The organism is Defluviimonas aquaemixtae, from assembly GCF_900302475.1.
Classification (GTDB): Bacteria; Pseudomonadota; Alphaproteobacteria; order Rhodobacterales; family Rhodobacteraceae; genus Albidovulum; species Albidovulum aquaemixtae.
In genome coordinates this window covers 275,463-294,236 of record NZ_OMOQ01000003.1, presented here as the reverse complement: position 1 = coordinate 294,236, position 18,774 = coordinate 275,463, and the positions used below count along the sequence as shown (strand labels likewise).

General features: G+C 62.9%; 16 protein-coding genes and 3 pseudogenes. 10 read left to right on the top strand and 9 right to left on the bottom strand.

Features of this window, described 5'->3' with window-relative positions; all coding sequences use genetic code 11:
* Nucleotide 1 precedes the first annotated feature (1 nt).
* Genes DEA8626_RS16495 through DEA8626_RS16470 form a run of 7 tightly spaced genes read left to right on the top strand, consistent with a single transcriptional unit; the run spans nucleotide 2 to nucleotide 6,692 of the window.
* Nucleotides 2-436 carry a GPW/gp25 family protein gene (locus DEA8626_RS16495; RefSeq protein ID WP_181366497.1) on the top strand — a complete coding sequence of 145 codons (435 nt, stop codon included), beginning with the start codon at nucleotides 2-4 and terminating at the stop codon, nucleotides 434-436.
* Nucleotides 433-3,018, top strand: a complete 2,586-nt coding sequence (locus DEA8626_RS21130; protein ID WP_181366496.1) for a baseplate J/gp47 family protein — start codon at nucleotides 433-435, stop codon at nucleotides 3,016-3,018. The genes DEA8626_RS16495 and DEA8626_RS21130 overlap by 4 nt, the downstream gene beginning before the upstream one ends.
* Nucleotides 3,005-3,634: a phage tail protein gene (locus DEA8626_RS16490; protein ID WP_181366495.1), complete on the top strand. Its 630-nt coding sequence runs from the start codon at nucleotides 3,005-3,007 to the stop codon at nucleotides 3,632-3,634. Before DEA8626_RS21130 ends, DEA8626_RS16490 begins: the two co-directional genes overlap by 14 nt.
* Before the next feature lie 4 nt (nucleotides 3,635-3,638).
* Nucleotides 3,639-4,370, top strand: coding sequence for a hypothetical protein (locus tag DEA8626_RS16485; RefSeq protein WP_146188893.1), 732 nt, complete (start codon nucleotides 3,639-3,641; stop codon nucleotides 4,368-4,370).
* Between the two features lie 27 nt (nucleotides 4,371-4,397).
* Entirely contained in the window at nucleotides 4,398-5,180 is a 783-nt protein-coding gene (locus DEA8626_RS16480) for a hypothetical protein (RefSeq protein WP_108854315.1), read from the top strand.
* Entirely contained in the window at nucleotides 5,173-5,799 is a 627-nt protein-coding gene (locus DEA8626_RS21125; RefSeq protein ID WP_181366494.1) for a hypothetical protein, read from the top strand. The genes DEA8626_RS16480 and DEA8626_RS21125 overlap by 8 nt, the downstream gene beginning before the upstream one ends.
* Nucleotides 5,796-6,692, top strand: a complete 897-nt coding sequence (locus DEA8626_RS16470; RefSeq protein ID WP_108854314.1) for a mechanosensitive ion channel family protein — start codon at nucleotides 5,796-5,798, stop codon at nucleotides 6,690-6,692. Before DEA8626_RS21125 ends, DEA8626_RS16470 begins: the two co-directional genes overlap by 4 nt.
* Nucleotides 6,693-7,242: 550 nt before the next feature.
* Here the strand turns inward: DEA8626_RS16470 and DEA8626_RS16465 are convergent.
* Nucleotides 7,243-7,874 (bottom strand): annotated as a pseudogene (locus DEA8626_RS16465) (tyrosine-type recombinase/integrase).
* Nucleotides 7,875-8,025: 151 nt separating this feature from the next.
* Here DEA8626_RS16465 and DEA8626_RS16460 point away from each other — a divergent pair.
* On the top strand, nucleotides 8,026-8,988 hold the full coding sequence (locus DEA8626_RS16460) for an aminoglycoside phosphotransferase family protein (RefSeq protein ID WP_108854313.1): 963 nt from the start codon (nucleotides 8,026-8,028) through the stop codon (nucleotides 8,986-8,988).
* Nucleotides 8,989-9,097: 109 nt separating this feature from the next.
* Here DEA8626_RS16460 and DEA8626_RS16455 read toward each other — a convergent pair whose 3' ends face one another.
* Nucleotides 9,098-9,706: a TetR/AcrR family transcriptional regulator gene (locus DEA8626_RS16455; RefSeq protein WP_108854312.1), complete on the bottom strand. Its 609-nt coding sequence runs from the start codon at nucleotides 9,704-9,706 to the stop codon at nucleotides 9,098-9,100.
* A gap of 246 nt (nucleotides 9,707-9,952) precedes the next feature.
* Between DEA8626_RS16455 and DEA8626_RS16450 the strand changes: the two genes are divergently transcribed.
* Entirely contained in the window at nucleotides 9,953-10,633 is a 681-nt protein-coding gene (locus DEA8626_RS16450; RefSeq protein ID WP_181366493.1) for a hypothetical protein, read from the top strand.
* A gap of 286 nt (nucleotides 10,634-10,919) precedes the next feature.
* Here the strand turns inward: DEA8626_RS16450 and DEA8626_RS16445 are convergent, their stop codons facing one another.
* The 5 genes and pseudogenes from DEA8626_RS16445 to DEA8626_RS16435 all read right to left on the bottom strand — a co-directional run bounded on the left by DEA8626_RS16445 (nucleotide 10,920) and on the right by DEA8626_RS16435 (nucleotide 16,190).
* Nucleotides 10,920-11,606, bottom strand: a complete 687-nt coding sequence (locus DEA8626_RS16445; protein WP_108854310.1) for a DUF5681 domain-containing protein — start codon at nucleotides 11,604-11,606, stop codon at nucleotides 10,920-10,922.
* A gap of 38 nt (nucleotides 11,607-11,644) precedes the next feature.
* Entirely contained in the window at nucleotides 11,645-11,944 is a 300-nt protein-coding gene (locus DEA8626_RS21640; protein ID WP_281261505.1) for a DNA methyltransferase, read from the bottom strand.
* A gap of 5 nt (nucleotides 11,945-11,949) precedes the next feature.
* Nucleotides 11,950-12,687, bottom strand: a complete 738-nt coding sequence (locus tag DEA8626_RS21635) for a DNA methyltransferase (protein ID WP_281261503.1) — start codon at nucleotides 12,685-12,687, stop codon at nucleotides 11,950-11,952.
* A 40-nt stretch (nucleotides 12,688-12,727) separates the two neighbouring features.
* Nucleotides 12,728-12,964 (bottom strand): annotated as a pseudogene (locus tag DEA8626_RS21630) (ParB/Srx family N-terminal domain-containing protein); the annotation flags it as partial.
* Between the two features lie 964 nt (nucleotides 12,965-13,928).
* Nucleotides 13,929-16,190, bottom strand: coding sequence for a Hint domain-containing protein (locus DEA8626_RS16435; RefSeq protein ID WP_245890896.1), 2,262 nt, complete (start codon nucleotides 16,188-16,190; stop codon nucleotides 13,929-13,931).
* 438 nt (nucleotides 16,191-16,628) lie between these two features.
* On the opposite strand from DEA8626_RS16435, the pseudogene DEA8626_RS21410 reads away from it, so the two are divergent.
* Nucleotides 16,629-17,102, top strand: a pseudogene (locus DEA8626_RS21410) (transposase); the annotation flags it as partial.
* 123 nt (nucleotides 17,103-17,225) lie between these two features.
* Here DEA8626_RS21410 and DEA8626_RS16430 read toward each other — a convergent pair.
* Both DEA8626_RS16430 and DEA8626_RS16425 read right to left on the bottom strand, forming a co-directional pair.
* Entirely contained in the window at nucleotides 17,226-17,963 is a 738-nt protein-coding gene (locus DEA8626_RS16430) for a proteasome-type protease (RefSeq protein ID WP_181366492.1), read from the bottom strand.
* A gap of 10 nt (nucleotides 17,964-17,973) precedes the next feature.
* Complete coding sequence (locus DEA8626_RS16425; RefSeq protein ID WP_108854308.1) at nucleotides 17,974-18,771, bottom strand: transglutaminase family protein; 798 nt, start codon at nucleotides 18,769-18,771, stop codon at nucleotides 17,974-17,976.
* Nucleotides 18,772-18,774 lie beyond the last annotated feature (3 nt).

Below are 18,774 nucleotides of genomic sequence, written 5' to 3'. Positions count from 1 at the left end.
GATGGCGCCCGTTTCGGCTCCAGACGCCGCGCTGCGTTTCGTCCATCCCGATCTCGACCGGGGCCCCGAGGCGGGCCTCGTCGTGGCGGGCGACGGGCGCCTGGCGCTCGCGACCGGCATGCTCGCCATCCGCCAGTCGATCCTCATGCTCCTGTCCACGACACCGGGCGAGCGCGTGCGCCGCCCCGACTACGGCTGCGACCTGCACCGGCTGGTTTTCGCGCCCAACGACGAGACGACGCACGGGCTCGCCATGCACTATGTCGAGCAGGCCGTCGCGACGTGGGAGCCGCGCGTCCAGGTGATCCATATCGACGCGCACCGCGACCCGCACGCGGAGCATGTCATGCAGACCGAGCTGCACTACCGTGTCCGCCGGACCGGCATCGAGGATAGCGCGTCGTTCGGCTTTGATCTGTCCGGAGGGGGGGGTTGACCATGGTACTGCCGATGCCGGAGGTGGACGACAGGACCTTTGACGAACTCGTCGACGAGGCGCTGCAGGTCGTGCGAGAGCATAGCGACGGCTGGACCGACCTCTCTACGAGCGATCCGGGCGTCGTCCTCGTCGAAGCCTTCGCGCATCTGACCGAGATGATGATCTACCGGATGAACCGGTTGCCCGAGAAGGCCTATGTCGCCTTCCTGGAGCTTCTGAACGTCCGCCCCTTCCCACCCTCGGCCGCGCAGGCGGTGCTGAAGTTGAACCTAGCCGCGCCGCGCGGCGCCGATCTGGAGCTGCCCGCCGGCCTGCGGGTCACGACGCCGCGCGGCGGCGATGGCGGTCGGCCTCCCGTCTTCGAGACACTGGTGCCGGCGACGCTGCCTGCGGGCGAGACCGAGGTCCTTGTGCCGGCGGCGCATTTCGTGTCGGTCGCGGGCGAGCTCGCGGGCCGCGGCGACGGCCAGCCGGGCCAGTCCGTTACCGTGCGCCACGGCCCGCTCATCGCTGACAACCTGCCCGGGCAAAACATGATCGTGGCCGTCGAGGCCGAGGCGTCCGAGCTTACCGCCGCCGACACGACCGTCGAACACGCGGGCAGGGCCTATTCAGTTTGGCAGGAGGTCAGCCGGTTCTCTGAGCAGACCCGTGGCCGGAACGTCTATACCGTCAACCGCTACACCGGAGAGATCGCCTTCGCGCCCGCGCTCAGGATCGGCGAGGGCGCGGGGCGGGTGAGCGACCGCCCGATTGTTCTCGGCAACGTGCCTGCGCGCGGCCAGGAAATCCGCGTCTGGTACCGTCACGAAGGCGAGGGCGGTGGCGGCATTCCCGCGGGAAAGCTGTCGGTTCTCGTCTCCCCGCTCGACGGCGTTTCGGTGACCAATCCTGAAGCCGCCACGGCGGGCCGACCGACCGAGGCACTCGAGAACGCGCTGGCGCGCGGCCCTATGGAGTTGCACTCCCTCGAACGCGCAATCACCGCGCGCGACTTCGAGACACTTGCCTGCCGCGCGGCGGCGGGCGTCAACCGGGCGCGCGCCATCGCGAACGCCTCGCTCTGGGCCCATGGCGCGCGCGGTGCCGTCAACGTCTCGCTGGTGCCCCAACCGCACGACACGACCGGGCTTGTGACGGTGCAGTCGCTGCGCGAGGCGCAGCAGGCGCAGGTCCTCGAACAGGTGCAGGGTGTCCTCGACGTGCGGCGCGCGCTCGGAACCGCCTGCCTGATCAACTGGGCGCGCTACAAGAGCGTCTTCGCCCGGGCGAACGTGACCGTCTATCCCGGCCAGGACAGCGCCGCCGCCGAGGCCCGCATCAGCGAACGGCTGCAGAACCTCGTCAACCCGCTCGATCGCGGCCCGGGCAAGCCGGGCTGGGGCTTCGGCCGGCCGCTTCTTGCCTGGGACGTCCTGCGCGCGATCGGCGACCTGCCCGGCGTCGCGGGTGTCGCCAATATCCGCCTCGTCGTCGACCATGCGCCCCATGCCGAGGTCAAGACGCTCGCCCGCGACCCCTACCAGGCCGACACCTGGTACACCGCGAGCGGGTCGGAATTCTACCGCTCCGGCAACAACGGCGACAGCTGGGAAGCGCTCTCGCGCTTCGACGGCCAGACGGTGATGCACGTCGCCGCCTACGCGCCCGAGGCGGGCGACGATCCCGCCCGGGCCGGGCTCGTCTCGGCGGTGACGAAAGAGGACGACCAGTGGCGGCTCCACGTCTCGCGCGACTGCGGCGAAAGCTTCGAGCTCGTCAGCCTGTTCGAGTTCGAGGTCTCCAGCGTCGCCTGGATCTTCCGCGACCGGGTGCCGTCGCTTTTCCTCGCCTCGCCCTCCGGTCTCTTCGAGGTCCTGCTGCAACCCGGCGCCGCGCCGCGCCAGGTCCTCGTCGACGCCGACGACCCCGAGATGGGAGCGACCTCGGTCGCCGTCTCGCGCGACCTCCAAGGCCGCACGATCGTGGCGGTCGCCGGCAGCGCCGAACAGGGCGTCTACCTGTCGGCCGAGGCGGGTGAGGCCGGCAGCTACCGCCATGTCGGCCTGAAGGGCGAACTGGTGCGCGTCCTGATGATCCAGGAGACCGCCACGCACCGCTATCTCTGGGCGGGCGTCTCGGCGGTCGGCAAGGACGAGGGCAACGGCTGCTACCGCGCCCAGCTCGAGGGAAAGGGCATCGACCAGGACGACTGGACCCATTTCGGCGAGGGCTGGTCGGCGGGCGGCTGCCGTGCACTCGCGCATGACGGGCACACGATTTATGCCGGCTCGCTCAGGCGGGGCGTCTTGTGCCTGAACCCCGACGAGGCCGAGATCGCCTGGCGCACGCCCGATGTCAGCTGCGGCCTGCCGCTGCGCGATGTCAGCCGCCTCAGCCCCGTCGACGCGATCGCCGCCACCGAGGGCTTCGTGCTCGCGGCCGGGCCGAGCGGCGTCTTCCGCTCGACCGATCTCGGCATCAGCTATCAGTGCTGTTCCGAGACCGAGTTCGAGAACGAGGTCAAGCTGCCCGCGAACTGGGTCCTGTGCTCGGGCCGCCACGAGATCAGGGTGTCGCAGGTCGATGAAACGCTCTGATATCGAGGATCTTCTGCCCGAGATTTACCGGCGCACGCTGACCGGGCGGTCGCCGCTCGACGCGCTGATCGCCGCGATGGAGGCGCTGCTCTCGCCCGTCGAACGGGCGGTCGAGCGGCTGCCCGACAACCTCTCGGTGGATCGCGCCGAGGACCGGTTCGTCTATCTGCTGGCGCGCTGCGTCGATCTCGAACGGTTCTTCGACCGCAACAAATATTCCGGCGCGCCAGCCGGCCGGGGCCCCCGCTTCGCGCCGGGCACGGCGCAGCTGCGGAAGCTCATCCGCGCCGCGCCCGAGCTGTCGCGCCTGCGCGGCACCTCCGAGGGGTTGCGGAAGTTCCTCGAACAGGCCACGGGCATCGAGGGGTTCAGTGTCGACGAACATGTCGCCGATGCTCGCGGACAGCCCGTCCCCTTCCACATCCGCGTCCTCGCCCCGGGGGCCGCGCTGGGCTTCGCGAGGCTCATCGAGCGCATCATCGCCGAGGAAAAACCGGCCTATGTGACGCACGAGCTTGTTTTCAGCGGCCTGATGGCGCCAACTGTGGAGGAACCGGACAAGGAGGCCAGGGCGCCACGCAAGCGCAGGGGCGACGAGAGCAAGAAGGCGGGATAGACAGTTGAGCAGCATCGTAAGCTTTTCCGACACTCTGACACCCATGACCTGCGAGGCGGGGACGCGGGTCACGTCCTCCTACACCGCCCGGTGCGTCGCCGACGAGGGCCTCGAGGTCGGCGTCCGCGTCGTTACCGAGGGCGATCTGCCGGAGGCGTGGCTCTCGGTTGATATCGGCAACAGCAAACGCCTTCGCCCCGGCGAGGACCTCGCCGTCGACGTGCATCTCGACGCGCCGAAAAGCGCGCCGCCGGGCAGCTTCGCGTTCAGCCTTCTGGTCTTCGACCTCAAGGAACCGGGCGAACGCTTCGACGAAAGCGGGGCCATTCCGGTCACGGTCACGCCCCCGCCCGAAGCGCCGGTCGTCCAGCCGCCCAAGCCGCGCAGGAGCTGGCTGGTGACGCTGATCGGCGGGGCGGTCACATTCGTCCTCGCCTTCGTCGTTGGCGCCGTGCTGGGGACGGTCCTCGACGAAATACTCGGGCGCGACAACGTGAAAGCCGGCGGTCAGGCAGCGGTGCTCTGGATCGGATCGAGCCTGTTCTGCGCCATCATGGTCGGGATCGCCATCCGCCGCCATTTCACGAAGCTGCACTGCTTTCTCAGCTTCTGGGCCCCGCTCCTTCTCGCGGCGGTCTTCTTCATCAAGCTGCCGGTCGCGGATTACTTCACCGGCATCATGACGGCGGTCCTCGCGTTCCTCTTCTGGCAGAAACTCCGTGAAACGGCGAACTGATCCGATGACGCCCGGCGCGATCCTCCCATGGGCCACAAGGTAGAGATCACGCCGCTCGTACGCGCGCTTTCCTGCGACGGGTCGGGGAAGGCGCGGCTCTTGTTCACCATCACCAACACCCTGACCGAGCCCGTCGAGGTGCGGCTCTCGGTAACCGGCGAAGGCGACGTCGCGCCCGGCTGGTTCACGGTAGAGGACGGCCCCCTGCGCCAGCTCGGCCCCCGCGCCACGGCGCGCATCGTCGTCGCGGCCGAGGTGCCCGCCGGCATCTCCGCCGGGGCCCGCAAGCTCCGGCTGATCACCCATGCCGCCGGCGACGAGCACCCGGCCGCCAGCCCCTCGGTGACGCTCGATGTCGTGCCCCGCGCGCCTGCGCCCACCGAGGCGGGCGGCGGTGCCGGGGCCGATCCCGGCAAGCGGCCGGGCCGCGGCTTCCGCTTCCCGTGGCAGGCCATTGCCTGGCCCTTCCGGGCGCTCTTCGGCTTCGGCGCGCGCTGGCTTCTCGGGACGCAGCCCGGCGGACCGTCCGGCGCCGTCATCGTCAACAGGCGCATCGTCTGGAAGGCGCTGATCGTCCTCGTCGCCGTCTATGCGCTCAGCACCCTCTCCGGCGCCGCCCTCGGTGGCATCGGGACCAATCCCGAATGCGACCCGGTTCCAAAGGACGAAGCGGGCCAGAAGGCTTGCCTCAGCTCCTATGCGCTCTACAGGATGCTGTTCAGCGAGGGGAAGGAGCGCGACGGCTACAAAGGCCCGACCTGTCTCTGCGTCCTGCCCGAGGGCCTCGAAGGGTTGCTGCGCGATGGCTGAGACGCGCAAGGTTCCCTTCGTCGCGGCGGTCGCACTGATCGTCCTGGCCGTCGTGCTCGAACTCGCCGGGGCCTGCGTCGGCAACGGGATCGGGGCGCTCGCCGTCTTCGACCTCCTCGTCGTGATGACCGTCCTCCTGATCGCCGCGCCGATGGTCGTCACGAACGCCGTCGCGGGCCGGACGCAGGGGATGGTGACCTTCGTCCTTGCCTGCGTCATCCTCGTCCTGGCGGCGATTGCGCTCCTCGCGGCCATCGCGCTTCTCTTTGTGATGATCTCGTCGCTCTTCTTCCCGCCGGCCTACTTCTTCGCGTTCGGCTTGTTCCCGGTCAAATCGGCGGCGGGTTTTCTCGGGACGATCATGCTCTGCAAGATCGGCTTCGCGCTGGCGCTGATCGCGGCGCATCAGCGGTTCCTCGAAAATCTCGGGCTGGTCGTCATCGTAGCGATGTCGCTCGCGTTCACCGCCATGGTCAGCGTCCTGTACGGCTTCCCCGCGATCTTCGTCAGCATCACCGACATTGTCGGCGCGATCGTCATCCTCGCCGTGACCTGCTTCAGGGCCTTCGGTTTTGCAGTGTTTTCCCTTCCCGCGATCAAGAAGGCGACCGGACTATGAGATTTCTCCCCAACCCCGCGCGACTTGCGCCGGCGGCCCTTTTCGTCCCCGGCCCGGCATGTGCGCAGGTCTTCAACATCCATGACGAGAACTACACGCTCGGCCACCTGCTGAACGATCTTCTGTGGACCGTCGCGCTGCTGGTCGCGGCGGTGGCGGCCATCTACTACGCCAACCGCACGCTCCACCGGCTGTTTGGAACGCATCGTGACCGGCTGGTCACGCGCTACGCGATGATGAGCGCCGTCGTCCTCGCCGTGCTGTTCCTCCTGATCATCCTCCTGCCCTTCACGCCCGAGAACCGCTCCTCGGTCCTCACTCTCTTCGGCATATCGCTCAGCGCGCTCATCGCCCTGTCCTCGACCAGCATCACCGGAAACGCGCTCGCGGGGATGCTCCTGCGGCCGATCTGGAACCTGAAGGAAGGCCAGTACCTGACGATCGACGGCGTCTTCGGGCGGATCGAGCGGATCGAGCTTCTGCGCGTCGAGATGAGGACGGAACTCGGCGAACGCATCTCCTTCCCCTCCACGCATGTCCTGATGCACCATGTGAAGCAGATGCCGGCCGAGACCGCGGTCATCTCGACCTCGGTGTCGCTCGGCTTCGACGTCGATCCTTCCGTCGTGAAGCCCCTGCTGGAACAGGCCGCCACCGCCGCCGGCGTGACCGGCGCCTCGGTCTGGGTCCAAGAGATCGAGGACTACTCCGTCGTTTATCAGATACACGGACGCCCCGCGACGCCGGACCGGCTGAACGAGAGCCGGTCCCGGCTGAACTGGGCAGTGCTGGAAAAGCTGCACGGAGCCGGGATCGAGATCGCTTCGCCCGACCTTGTCTCGGCCCGCATGTTCGGCAAATCCCACGTTTTCATGCCGACAGTGAAGAACTGAAGCCGGCGCGCTGGCGCAGGGCCTCTCTCACTGACGATGCAGTGCGAGTTTCCAGCGTTCAGGACCTCGCACGAATTTTGCAGTCTCTACTCAAATAGGGGACACTGCTGCCCGACCTTCTTCAAAAACACCCTCCTTCTTCACGGGAGACTATCAGCGGCGCCTCGCAGACTTGTCCAGCGCCGCACTTGGGCTCAGTTTCGTCGCTCGAGGTACGATTGCCCATGATAGGGTTTCTTAGACGAAGCCATGTTGAGGCGCGGCTTGGTTAGGCTTTCTGTCGCGACCAAACTGCCGAGTGTGCCGGCGGCGAGCACCGGCCGCGAACGGTCTCTATCGCGGCATTGCGGAAACCAGTATCGCTAAGCTCCAGCGGCAGACATTGAAGCTGCAGCGGCGAAGGTTGGGTTTGTTCCGCGCAACGCACGTATTGGCGGTTACAATTGCTGCGAACTTGACGGATGGCCGCTTCGGTGGAGCGGTACTGCAGCGTCAAATGGGGCACGCGGATGGCCGCAATGGGCCGTCCGCGTCGGGGCGGCCCAACAGTTCAGATTTTTACGGCTTCGGCTATCGCTAACGCGTCCTCAAGTTCTACGCCAGGTATCGCACCGTGCTGTCCATCTTGGTGTGGCCCAGCAGGAGCTGGACCGCGCGCAGGTTGCCCGTCTTACGATAGATCTGGGCGACCTTGGTGCGGCGCATCGAATGCGTGCCATATGCGCTCGGCTCAAGCCCAATTGATGAGACCCTATCTCGCACGCGCCGTTCATGCTGGCGAGTGGGAATGCGTAACCGTTCATGGAAGCGGCCGGGCCAAAGATACTCGGAGCCGACCATCATAGGATCGTGCAGCCACGCTGCGAGCGACTTGCGCGTCCCTTCGGTGATTTCGAAGCGGACGGGTTTTCGCGTCTTGCTCTGGATTATCGATGCTCGCTCCTTGATCTGGCCGGCAGCATAGACATCGGCGACAATGAGCTTCACGAGGTCGCAGCCGCGAAGCTTGCTGTCGATCGCGAGATTGAACAGTGCAGCGTCTCGGATGTTTTCCGAGATCTCGAGCCGGACTCGGATCGCCCAGACATGCTTTGGCAGCAGCGGGCGCTTCCGACCCACGATGCGGCCCTTGTTCCAGGCTGGCCGGCAGGCGCGAATAGCGGGCAAATGTGCAATCTTCATGACGGTTCCTCCGCTCCGCCGCATGCCACCTCATCGCCGACCCGATGCCGGTATCAGGCCCTACCATGCCGCGCTGCCGCAGGTCCGGCGGGAGCCCAACTTACCCCTGTTGGCGACCTCGTGTTATGTATGAGCGAGGACACGATCATCCGTGGAAGGGACGGTTTTTTTGCACGCGCACGAGTTGCGATCTTTCGTTACTGGTTTACTTTCTGAGATTGGTGAAAGCCTGAGCCAAATCGACTCCTGCGTTCAGGGGGCGACCTGTTCCGTCTGGAAGGTTCATTCGGATCGCCAAACCTATGCACTACGCATCATTGAGGACGGCGATCGGGTCCTGGCTAGCGAATTGGATGCTCTTATCAGGGCAGAAATTTTTCGAATGGGCGGGCGGGTTGTCGAGACACTATCGAGCTCGCATGAAATGAACTTGCTGCTTGATGGGAGGCGCTGGAGCCTCGATGTCTTTGTCCACGGATCACACCCAAGACGGGGTTCATTGTCCGTAGGTGTATGCCGAGACATTGGCGAGACACTTGCTGCTCTACATCGCTTGCCAACAAAACTATTCGGCAAGCCAATCATGTTGAGAGAGGCGACATTGATCGGCCAGAAAACAACCCCCGTAGAGGGGGTTATGCAACGCTTCGAGAATCCTCTGCCCGAAACTTGGGAACACGGGTTCATTCATCCTGTTTTTTCCGCGGCACCCGACATTGCACCTGAAATCATTGCTCATCTGCGACAGGTTTCCACCGTCGTAAAGGAAGGGAATAGCGTGCTTTGCCATTCCGACATTCATGAAAGGCAGTTGATTTGCGATAGTGACGGGCTGACCGCATTGATAGACTTTGGGGACGCGACCATTCTGGATATGAATTGGGACTTGGGATCGATCTATTACTTTCATGGTGAGCAGAACGCGGCTCGCGTTTTTGAACCTTACCGGAGCATTCCGGGGGGGTGTTTCCACGACCATGGACACAGTTGCATCATTTTCGATCGCGGTTGCAATGCACCACGGATCAAGGTCACGGATACCTGCGAAGAGACATCGCTTAGATCGCGCGGTCAGTCACATCCGGCAAGTCCTTTCGCAGTGATTGGCGACTGATCGTTACTGCCACGCGCAACCTGCAAACGGCGGCTTCGTCCTGTTTGCTTGGGCCAGGCAATTGAAAAAAAAGCAATGCCATATCGGTGGCGCAACAGTTTCTGGCGTTTCAATTCGTACGTGCCTCGGGTGTTGGGCTGAACTGAGTATTTGCCCGTTTACGCACTGTATTCCGTAACTCGTCCGCCAAACTCTCGTCTTCGACCGCGCGCGCCAGAACCATGCCTCCAACGCATAATGCCACCATGCAAATGGCCCGCTCGCGTGTCGGGACTTTGTCATGCGGCATTCCGGCTTCGAAGACGCCCACCATCATTTCTAGGACTTGTTGAAACGCGGATTTCAGCTTGCTCCCGCCCCGTGCCACGTCGCTGGGCAGACCAACCATCGGGCAGGAACCGTCGCGGTCGTCGAGATGCTCGCGCGAAAGATAGGCGTCGACAATCAGCCGCGCCAAACGCTCGCCTTCTGCGGTGCCGTCAAAGCCAAGCGTCTGCCAGTGTTCTGGCGGATCATTGCGCCCGAACTGCATGATCGCTTCGGCGTAAAGCTCTTCCTTTGACCGGAAGTGATTATAGAATCCACCGTGGGTCAGGCCCGACTCCTTCATTACCTCGCCGACCGTCACTGCCACGAAGCCTTTCCGATTGAACAAGTGCCGCGCGCTGCGAAGGATACGTTCTCGGGTCTCATTCTTGTGCTCTGAAGAATACGGCATGGGCGTCCTTTCCGTTTGATTCCCCAAAACTAGCAGGGCTGAGTATATGTTCTTGATCATATTTTCATGCCCCTTAGCGTGCCCCCTATTCGAGAAACGACCGAGGGCATCGCCATGGACCGATTCGACAAAACGACGTTCTCCCGACGACAAGTCACAGCGTCCGGCCTCGCCTGGCTGCCGATCGTAGCACTGAGCGGCACCGCACAGTCTCAAGCAAACTCTTCCCAACACAGGAACATTCCGATGACCAAAATTGACGACATTTTTCTGCTGACTATTCGTGGCGCTTTGAAGCCTCCGACGTGGGAGGACAGTCGCACGACACATAATATGACCGCCGGCAACCCCGATGGCGTCGCTGCAGCACGCGCATTGGGCGACCTTAGCCACAACGTCTATGTGCCGATCGGCGACACCGATGGCGACGCAACCGAACTCTTGATCATGGACTTGTGGAACTCGCGCGAAGGCTTTGACAAGTTCTTTTCCGGTGCAGAGGTGCAGGCTGGCGGCGGGATGATCTTTGATGGTCAGCCGCAGCGGGATCTTTGGGGCAAGGCGGCGGACTTCGCCGCATATAATCTGCCTGTTCCTGCCGGACGCGAGCCTTGCTGCGTCGGTCTGCTGCGCGGCATGGCCAAGTCGCGCGAAGCGGCGCTGGCAGGCTTCAACCAGATGGCCAACGACACGATTAATGCCGCGCGTCTGGAGGGGATGATATCGCACGAAATCTACATGGCATTGCCTCAACTCGGCCAGCCGCCGTCGATGGAGATACTCGGCGTAGACGTCTGGATGGACGCCGAGGGAATGGCACGATTCCATTCCAACCCAGACCATATGGCGCCTCTGAGCGATGTCTTTACAGAGGCGCCGGCGACATCCGCATGGACACGTCCCTCGGGTGAATGGATCGTCTGGTAATTGAGAGACTCAGCTAAATGGACCGGGCGTTTCTGCCGTCCGGCTCAACAACCCAGCTCATGACAACTTGCTCGGTAGAGCCGTGAACAGGCTCATTTTAGCGATTGGAATGCTTTTTCGCGCTGCCGTTATGAAATCTGTGAAATCCTGCGCAGTTCACGAACGGCAGCAATGCGAAAGCTGCGTCGCAGCGAAAGGTGAACCGGTCAATGTCTCCGAGTGACGGCAAGATGGAGCCAAGTCGACGGCGACCGCTACACCGCCGCTTGGCGGCTACGAGCCCACCCTAACCCCTCACCGGCTTGCCGCTAAGCGCGCCGTCGATGATGCCGATGATCTTCTCGGCGTGCGCGATGTCGTCGGAGAGGATCCGGCGCATGTTGGGCTTGGTCTCCGCCTTGAGCATCTTCGTCAACTCGTTGACCTCTTCTCTGAAGTCGGCTCTCCGCGCAACGAACCGGTCCCCTTTGGCCTTTTCTTCCTTCGTCGAGGGCCCGACGATCCGTGCGGTGCCCATTGCCATGTCGATGAGGCCATGGTCGGGATGCGGCAGCGGCTCGGGCAGGTCGGTGATGCCGAGCCGGGTCCGGCGCTCGAGTTCGACCTCCCATTCGACCTTGTAGCTGATGGCCGTCTCAAGCCAATCGTCGTGCACGGCGCGGTTGGCGTTCTCGGTCGACAAGAGGAGTTCCGCGAAGAGCCGCTGGGCCCGGTGCTGGCCCTTCGCGGCATTGACGGCAAGCGACCGGATGACGGCCCGCGCCATCGGGACGGTAACGTTGCGGTCGCCATCCCGGACCGTGATCGTCCGATACGCCTCGTCGAGGATGATCGCCTTCATCCGTTCCTCGTGCAGCGCCGGCCTCCGGTTCTTCGCGCCCTTCGGCCTGCCCCGGGGATTGCCGGGCTGGCCCGGCTTGAAGCGCGCCCCCTCAGGCGGCTTGCCGTAGCCCACATCGTAGCCCGGACGCATGGTGAGCGCCCGGGATGGCCTGCCCTTCCCCTGCCCGCTCAGTCCGCCGCCTCCAACCGGTCGAGTGGTTGCGGCCAGCCGCAGACTAGGCGCTCGGCCTCATCCTTCGCATAAGCCTCCCAGCGCGTGAGGATCCGGTCGCAGTAGATCGGGTCGAGCTCGGTGAGGTATCCTCGCCGCCCGGTCTTCTCGGCCGCGATCAGGGTCGAGCCGGAGCCTCCGAAGAGATCGAGCACGATCTCGCCGCGCCCCGAGACGTCGCGGATCGCGTCGGCGATTATCTGCACCGGCTTCACGGTCGGGTGCAGCGCCAGTTCCTCCATCCGGCCCGCCGGCATCGTGTTCACGCCCCGGTATTGCCAGACATTAGTGCGGTAGCGGCCATGCTGACCAAGTTCGAAGGTGTTGACGTGGGGGCCTCGCCCTTCTTGAATGCAAAGATCAGCTCGTGGCGTGAGCGATAGAAGGTGCCCATGCCCCCATTGTCCTTGGCCCTGACGAACAGGTTCTTCAACTCGCCGTAGACCGCCTGCCCCGCGTCCAGCATCTCGCCCATGTGGCGCCAGTCCATGCAGAGGAAGTGGATCGAGCCGTCCATACTGTGCTCGGCCATGTTGCGTAACGCGCGCGTGAGAAATCCGGTGAACTCGCCAACCGTCATTTCACCCGAGGCCATGGCGAACTCGCGGTGCCTGATCTTCCCCGACCCGCCGACATGGCCGTCGATCTTCACGTTGTAGGGCGGGTCCGAGAAGACCATTCGCGCCTGCTCCTCCGTCATCAGCGTCGCCACCACACCCGGATCGAGCGCATCGCCGCAGACCAGCCGATGCCGCCCGAGCTGCCAGACATCGCCCGGATGAACCCGACGCGGGGCTGCGGCCGGCAGGACATCATCCTCCGGATCGCCCGGCTCCTCGATAGAGAGCCCGGTGATCACCGTGTCGATCTCGCCGAGCTCGAAGCCCGTCATCCCGATGCCGAAGCCGAGATCTTCGATGCCCATCAGCGCCTGCAACTCCTCGGCCAGCAACTCCTCGTCCCAGCCGGGATTCAGCGAGCTTGTTGTCGGCGAGCACATAGGCCCGCTTCTGACCCGGTGTCATGTGCTCGAGCCGGACGCAAGGAACATGGCTCATGCCGATGAGCTTCGCCGCCGCGACCCGGCCGTGACCGGCGAGGATCGTGTTCGTCGCGTCGGTCAGCACCGGGTTGGTGAGGCCGAACGTCCGGATGCTCTCGCCGATCTGGCGGAGCTGCTTCTTCGAATGGGTCCGGGCGTTCTTCGACCAAGGTGTCAGATCGCCCACCGCGATCTCTTTGATGGTGTAAGACATTGCTGTCTTCCTTTTTTCGATGTCCAGACCGTGTTCCGACCGGACAAATCTCTGGATGCCCGTGAAGGGCGCTCACTGTGGAATTCGTGCCGCAACCTTGTGACAGGGGGCGGACCGGGTGGGATCCCATCGGGATGGTCAGTCCTCGTCGGAGTGACCTTGTCCGCCCGGGTCGTCCCGAGGTGATTACCGGTTCCGGGGGCGGCTTACTCTGCGGCGCCTTGCGCGGGGGAGTTCACCAGATCGTCTGCATCAGCTTAGAATTGATCCGTTAAGAACGGAACAAGAGCTCACGCCACCAGTCATCATATCTAGTATCCATCCCGGGGATGACCGCGACCGGTGGTAGGTGCACGGCCACGTGGTTCCCTGTTTTGCCTGTTCTGTTCCCTGTTCTTCCCTGAAAATTTCCCTGATCTGGCAATTTCAGTTCCCTGTTATGGCGCGCAGGGAAAGGCCTCGCAACGCATTGCAACAGCGTGACTAATCAGCGCGGAAATCGTCGCGCAGGTCCGAAAAACGCGCCCATTTCCCTGTAATTTCCCTGCAAACAGGCTTTTTGGGCTGTGACCGGATAGCCCGGGACTGCCAGCACAGCCAGCTTTTCCAGCAGTTCATGCGAAACCACTGGCTGAACCTCGCCCGGAACGCGTCAAGTTCCACCGCATTCAGGAAGTGTGGCGCAGCGTGCACTGACTGGCGTCGCGCGCTATGCCCGCATCCGCCGCGGGTCACGCTGAACCGGCAATGTCGAAGCGTCAGCCGTCAATGCCGCAATCGAGTTCGGCCATTGCCGTCTATACCGATGTTTGCACCAATCCAACGAGAAATAGTGCGCACGCGCCCAGACGCGCAGTTGCAGGATCTGCGAGCTCCGGGAGTTGAAGAGCTTTTGCAATCCGGCGTGTCAATCAAGGGAAGCGCAAGCACGACTCTAGAAATCGCGTTAATTCGCGGCCGTATGCTTGGGGGCCGAAGATTCGCATCACGCGGCAGCTGTGGCCTGCAAACGAGTTGCGCGCCGCGGACGCGTGCGATTGTTGTCCCGAAGCAGCGCCTCGGCCTCGTAGCGCTTCAGGCACCGGCGCGCGGTGGCACCGTGAAGGCTGATGTCGCCGCGCAGATGCGGAAAGACGTCGAACATCTCCTCGCGTGCCTGATCGCTGAGCGCCGCGAGGCCCGCATCCGCTACGTGGAAGCTCTCGGTGGCCGCACCCTCGGCGTAAATAATCTCGTGCTGATCGAACATTATATGGATGTACGTGACGAGCGGACACGGCCTCCTGCTGACATACACGCCGTCTACCATGTGGGCCGCAGACACAAGCACTTCGGGGTCGTCAAACATCAATTCGGCACGAAGGTCCTGAATGAGGATTCGGTGCTGCGGCGACACCAGAAGCGGTCGTTTCGCATCGCTAAGTACGTTGGTGTCGATCGCGATCGGAGCGAACTTGCCCGTGCCAGGCACGAGGGAGCTTCCGATCCACCGGATTGGCTGCAAACCATTGTCGCGGGTCACGACCATATCGCCCTGACGCAGGAACTGAATCGGGAGCTCTCCACGCTCGGTCAGGATCCGCGTGCCGGGAGTGAAGCAGATAATGTTCTCGATATTGGAGAAACTGACCAGCGTGCCGTCGTACATTTGGACGGTGCCGCTAAGACCGCCAGCCGCATCGTTGGAGTTCGTGATCGTCAACGTAGACAGGTCAACGAGCCCATTGAAGTCGAGCGTATCGCCGTTGGTTTCGCCACCTTCGCCGCCGACAATGGTAATGCCGGCCATCCCGGCTTCGCCAAGTTCCGCCAAGGTGAAGACGTCGTCGCCGTCACCCCCCGTCGCCACATCGCCCTGGGCGACGGTCAGGTTGTCGTTACCGGCGCCGCCGGAAAGCATGTCGGCCCCGACCCCGCCGATCAGCGTGTCATCGCCGCCTTCACCGTCGATGAAATCGTCGCCAGCGCCTCCGTCGATCACGTCGTCGCCGTCGGTCGGCACGATCGTGTCGAAATGGATGTCCGAGACCCATATGGCATGGGTGCCGGTATAGGAACCGGTCAGCGTGTCCTCGGCATTGCTGTAGATAATCTCGATCGAGGCCACCGGTCCCGCGATCTCGATCAGGGCCGAGCCGGCCAGCTGGTTCGGGGAATCGAGCGTGTTGCCGGCCGTGATCGTGTTGCCCGACAGGCTGTCATTGCTGCCTGGCGTGATAGTGACGGTGACCGGATTACCGTTCGCGTCGTAGGCGTTCACGGTCACGACATCGAGATGGTTGCCATCGAACGCGTCGATATCACTGATCCGGAAGACGACGTTCTGGACCTCGTCGCTCATGTTGCTGCCGGGGGCGGCTGCGAAGTTGATCGTCGTCGTGGACGTGGCCCCCAGCCCGTTGCCGTAAAGATAGGTGCTGGACGAGGAGCTCATTGGCTCGCCGCTGCCGACATAGATCGAGTCGGTGCTCTCGACCTGATAGAGCGGGTTGTTGTCTCCGTCGCTGGCGAATGAGACCGAAACGTTCATCTCGCCCGTGTTCTGGGTGAACCCGGCCGCGAGGCTGGATTCGTCGGCGCCGCTTCCCGCCCAGTTCAGATTTTCCGAAGTGGACGTGGCGCCATTGCTGTCGCCATAGATGACGTCGTTCCCGGCGCCGCCGGTGATCGAGTCGTTTCCCGACCCGCCTGTCACGGTGTCGTCGCCCGCGCCCGAAACCACGGTGTCGTCCCCGGTACCCGCATCAACGATATCTGCGTTGCCCGAAGGCCCGGCGCCCGCGCCACTGTCGATCATGTCGCCGTGCGGGTCGCCAGCGTAGGAGGAATCGATGACGTCATCGCCGCTTGTTCCGGAAATGACGTGGGGGAGAGACACGAAATCCGCATAGGTGAAGGCGATATCGCCCGCATCGGCGTTCGAGTTGGTGTCGTAGGCGACAACCTCGTAGACGCGGTTCACGATCAGCGGCTGTTCGGACAGCGTGTAGAAACCCGCCGCCGCGCCGTTTTCCACCTGGAACTGAGCGACCTGGAAGGTCGCGCCGGTGACCGTGTCCCTTACCGTCCAGACGAGTTCCGCGTCGGCTGTAGACCCAGTAGACGTGTTCCCGCCGATTGTCGCGGTCGCGGTCGCGGTTTCGCCACCGGCACTGTCGTCGTCAAGCGTCTGCCCCCCGATGCCGGTTTCGTTATCGGTGATCGTGGCACTTCCGTCAGCCGTCGCAGGTCCCGTCCACGTGAACATGCTTCCGACAGAAGTCGTGAAGATGTTCGCCGGATTGGCATTGTAAAATTCAACCTGGTGGTTAGGCATTGCCGTTCACGCTCGCTCAAATCTGCGTCGGCAACAGGCCCGGCTCCTGGTTTCGGCAGCAAGTCACCTGCTTGAACGCATATGTTCAGCAGCCGACCTATTCTGGCAGTCGGGCAAGAGTTTGGACTAAATGAGATAATTTTCGATTGGCTTGCCTCATTGTGGCGCGATTCTTGTAGCTTGGCGCGCATTCGAAGAGGTGCAAGCAATCGCCGGTACGACTGAAACATGATGGGTTTGGCTGGATTCGGATCATTCTCAAGGCGCGCAATTCATCCTTTCGAACCTGGCAATCTCCTATGGCGTAGGGTCAGGACCCATTGATTTTGGGCTTTCAGCATGTAGCAGGCTCCGCTTGGATACCTCATGATGATTGATCCTTGCCGGCTGACGGACGCGCAGATGACCTGTCTTCAGCGCTTCTTCCCTAAAAGCCATGGCAAGCTGCGTGTTGATGACCGGCACGTGCTAAGTGGTTTCATCTTCATCAATCGCAGCTGAATAGGGTGGCGGGAGGCCCCGAAGGAGCATGGCCCACCGACGTCTCTCTACGTCCGCTGGAAGCGATGGGGGGGCATAAACACCACGCTGCACGCGGTCACCGAAACCATCGAGCGCCCCATCAGGTTCTACATGACTTAACGTCAACTCTGCGATTACACCGGAGCGGCAGCTTTTCTGAACCGCTGGCCATCGCTTCAATGACTGCTGGTTGACCGGGCTTATTGCGCGACCTGGCTCCGTGAAGTCCTGAAAAAACGGATTAATCCCTGTATCTTCGGGCGGACGTCTCGTGGAAAGCCTGTCAAATACGACAAGCGCCGCTACGAACGCCATTTCAGACAATAGATCATGCTCTTCCAACACCACTTGACCAGGACGGCCCCATTGCCGAAGTCATGACCATAGGTCTTTTTCGAGGCGGCCGTTTGGCGCCTTCCAAACGGGCCATCTTCGATCGGTCGGCTAGGCATCGAAACGAAACGCCGGGATGCTGTCGAGAGCTGACCGCAATGCATCTCCCCAGCCCTTCGAAACGCTCTGAAAATAGGGATCCTCCAATTCGATCCTGCCAGTGCGGCCAATTTCAAATCGATCGGTTTCGTAGATATGAAAATCGAAGGGCGCGCCAACCGTCAGATTCGCCTTCAGCGTGGAATCGAAACTGACGAGCAGAAGCTTCATCGCGTCTTCGAAGCTCATGCCCGGGTCGTAGGCGCGTACGAGGATGGGGCGACCGTACTTCATCTCTCCGATCTGGAAGAAGGGTGTATCCGGCCCCGCCTCGATGAAGTTGCCCTCGGGATAGATCATGAACAACCGGGAAGGTCCCGGTTTGATCTGACCTCCAAGAATGAGGGTCGCGGCGAACGGGCCCTCGGACTGCGGACCCTGGTTTCCGCGCTCGTCAATCACCTCGTGCAAAGTGTTCGCGACCACGCGCGCGGCCTGAAACATGGATTCGGCCTTTAGCAGGGTAGGCTCGCGCCGGTCCTGCGCCTTCGAGCGCTCGTCGAGAAGGCTGACGACCGCCTGCGTGGTCGCGAGGTTCCCCGATGTGAGGAGCGTCAGGGCGCTGCTGCCCGGCAGGCTCCACGTGTGAAGCTTGCAGAAGGTGGAGATGTTGTCGATCCCTGCGTTCGACCGCGTGTCGGACATGAACACGATCCCACGATTGAGTAGCATTCCGACGCAGTAGGTCATGAAAGTCCAGTCATTGCTGGGCGACTTGGATCTCGACGGAGAGCGTTTCCGAATTTCCCCCGACATGCATGCCCGTTACCGGGGCAGCATCCTTGTAGTCCAGCCCGGTCGCAACCCGAACGTAGCGTGCATCCGGGGAAATTCCGTTCGATATGTCGAAGCCAACCCAGCCCAAACCGTCGACATGGGCTTCGGCCCAGGCATGCATGGCTTCCTGATCAACGCGGTCGTTCAGCATCAGATATCCAGATACGTAGCGCGCCGAAAACCCCATCATTCGGGCGCAGCTAAGGAAGACCTGCGTGTGATCCTGGCAAACGCCGCGTCCGTGCGAAATGGCATCCTCGGCAGTCCAGTCTGCCAGCGATACGCCCGGCTGATATTCGATCGCCTCACGCACGACCCGGCTCAGCCCATGTAGGCGCTCAAGATTCGGGCCGTCTTCCACTTCCTGAACGAGAGAGCGGCTGCCGCGCCCGAATTTCGTCGCCGGACTTTCGCGCAGGTACAGCCACAGCGGCGACGGCCCGAAACTGGGGCCGACAACGCCGTCGGTCTGATCGACGGCGACTTCTCCGAAGCTTGTGATTACGATTTCATTCGCCGATCCATCGAAGCTCACCAGATCTACGGTGTTGTGATGGTGGTCTTCGAATGACAGCTCCTTTCGGCCGCCGACCACTTCTGTGCTCCAAGAAACGACGGTCTGACCACGGCCGGACTTCGGCGTCTTTCGCAACTGTTGCAACCCGTAGTTAGGCGGGCTCTCGAACCGATAACTGGTGATGTGCCTGATGAGGAGTGTCATGAT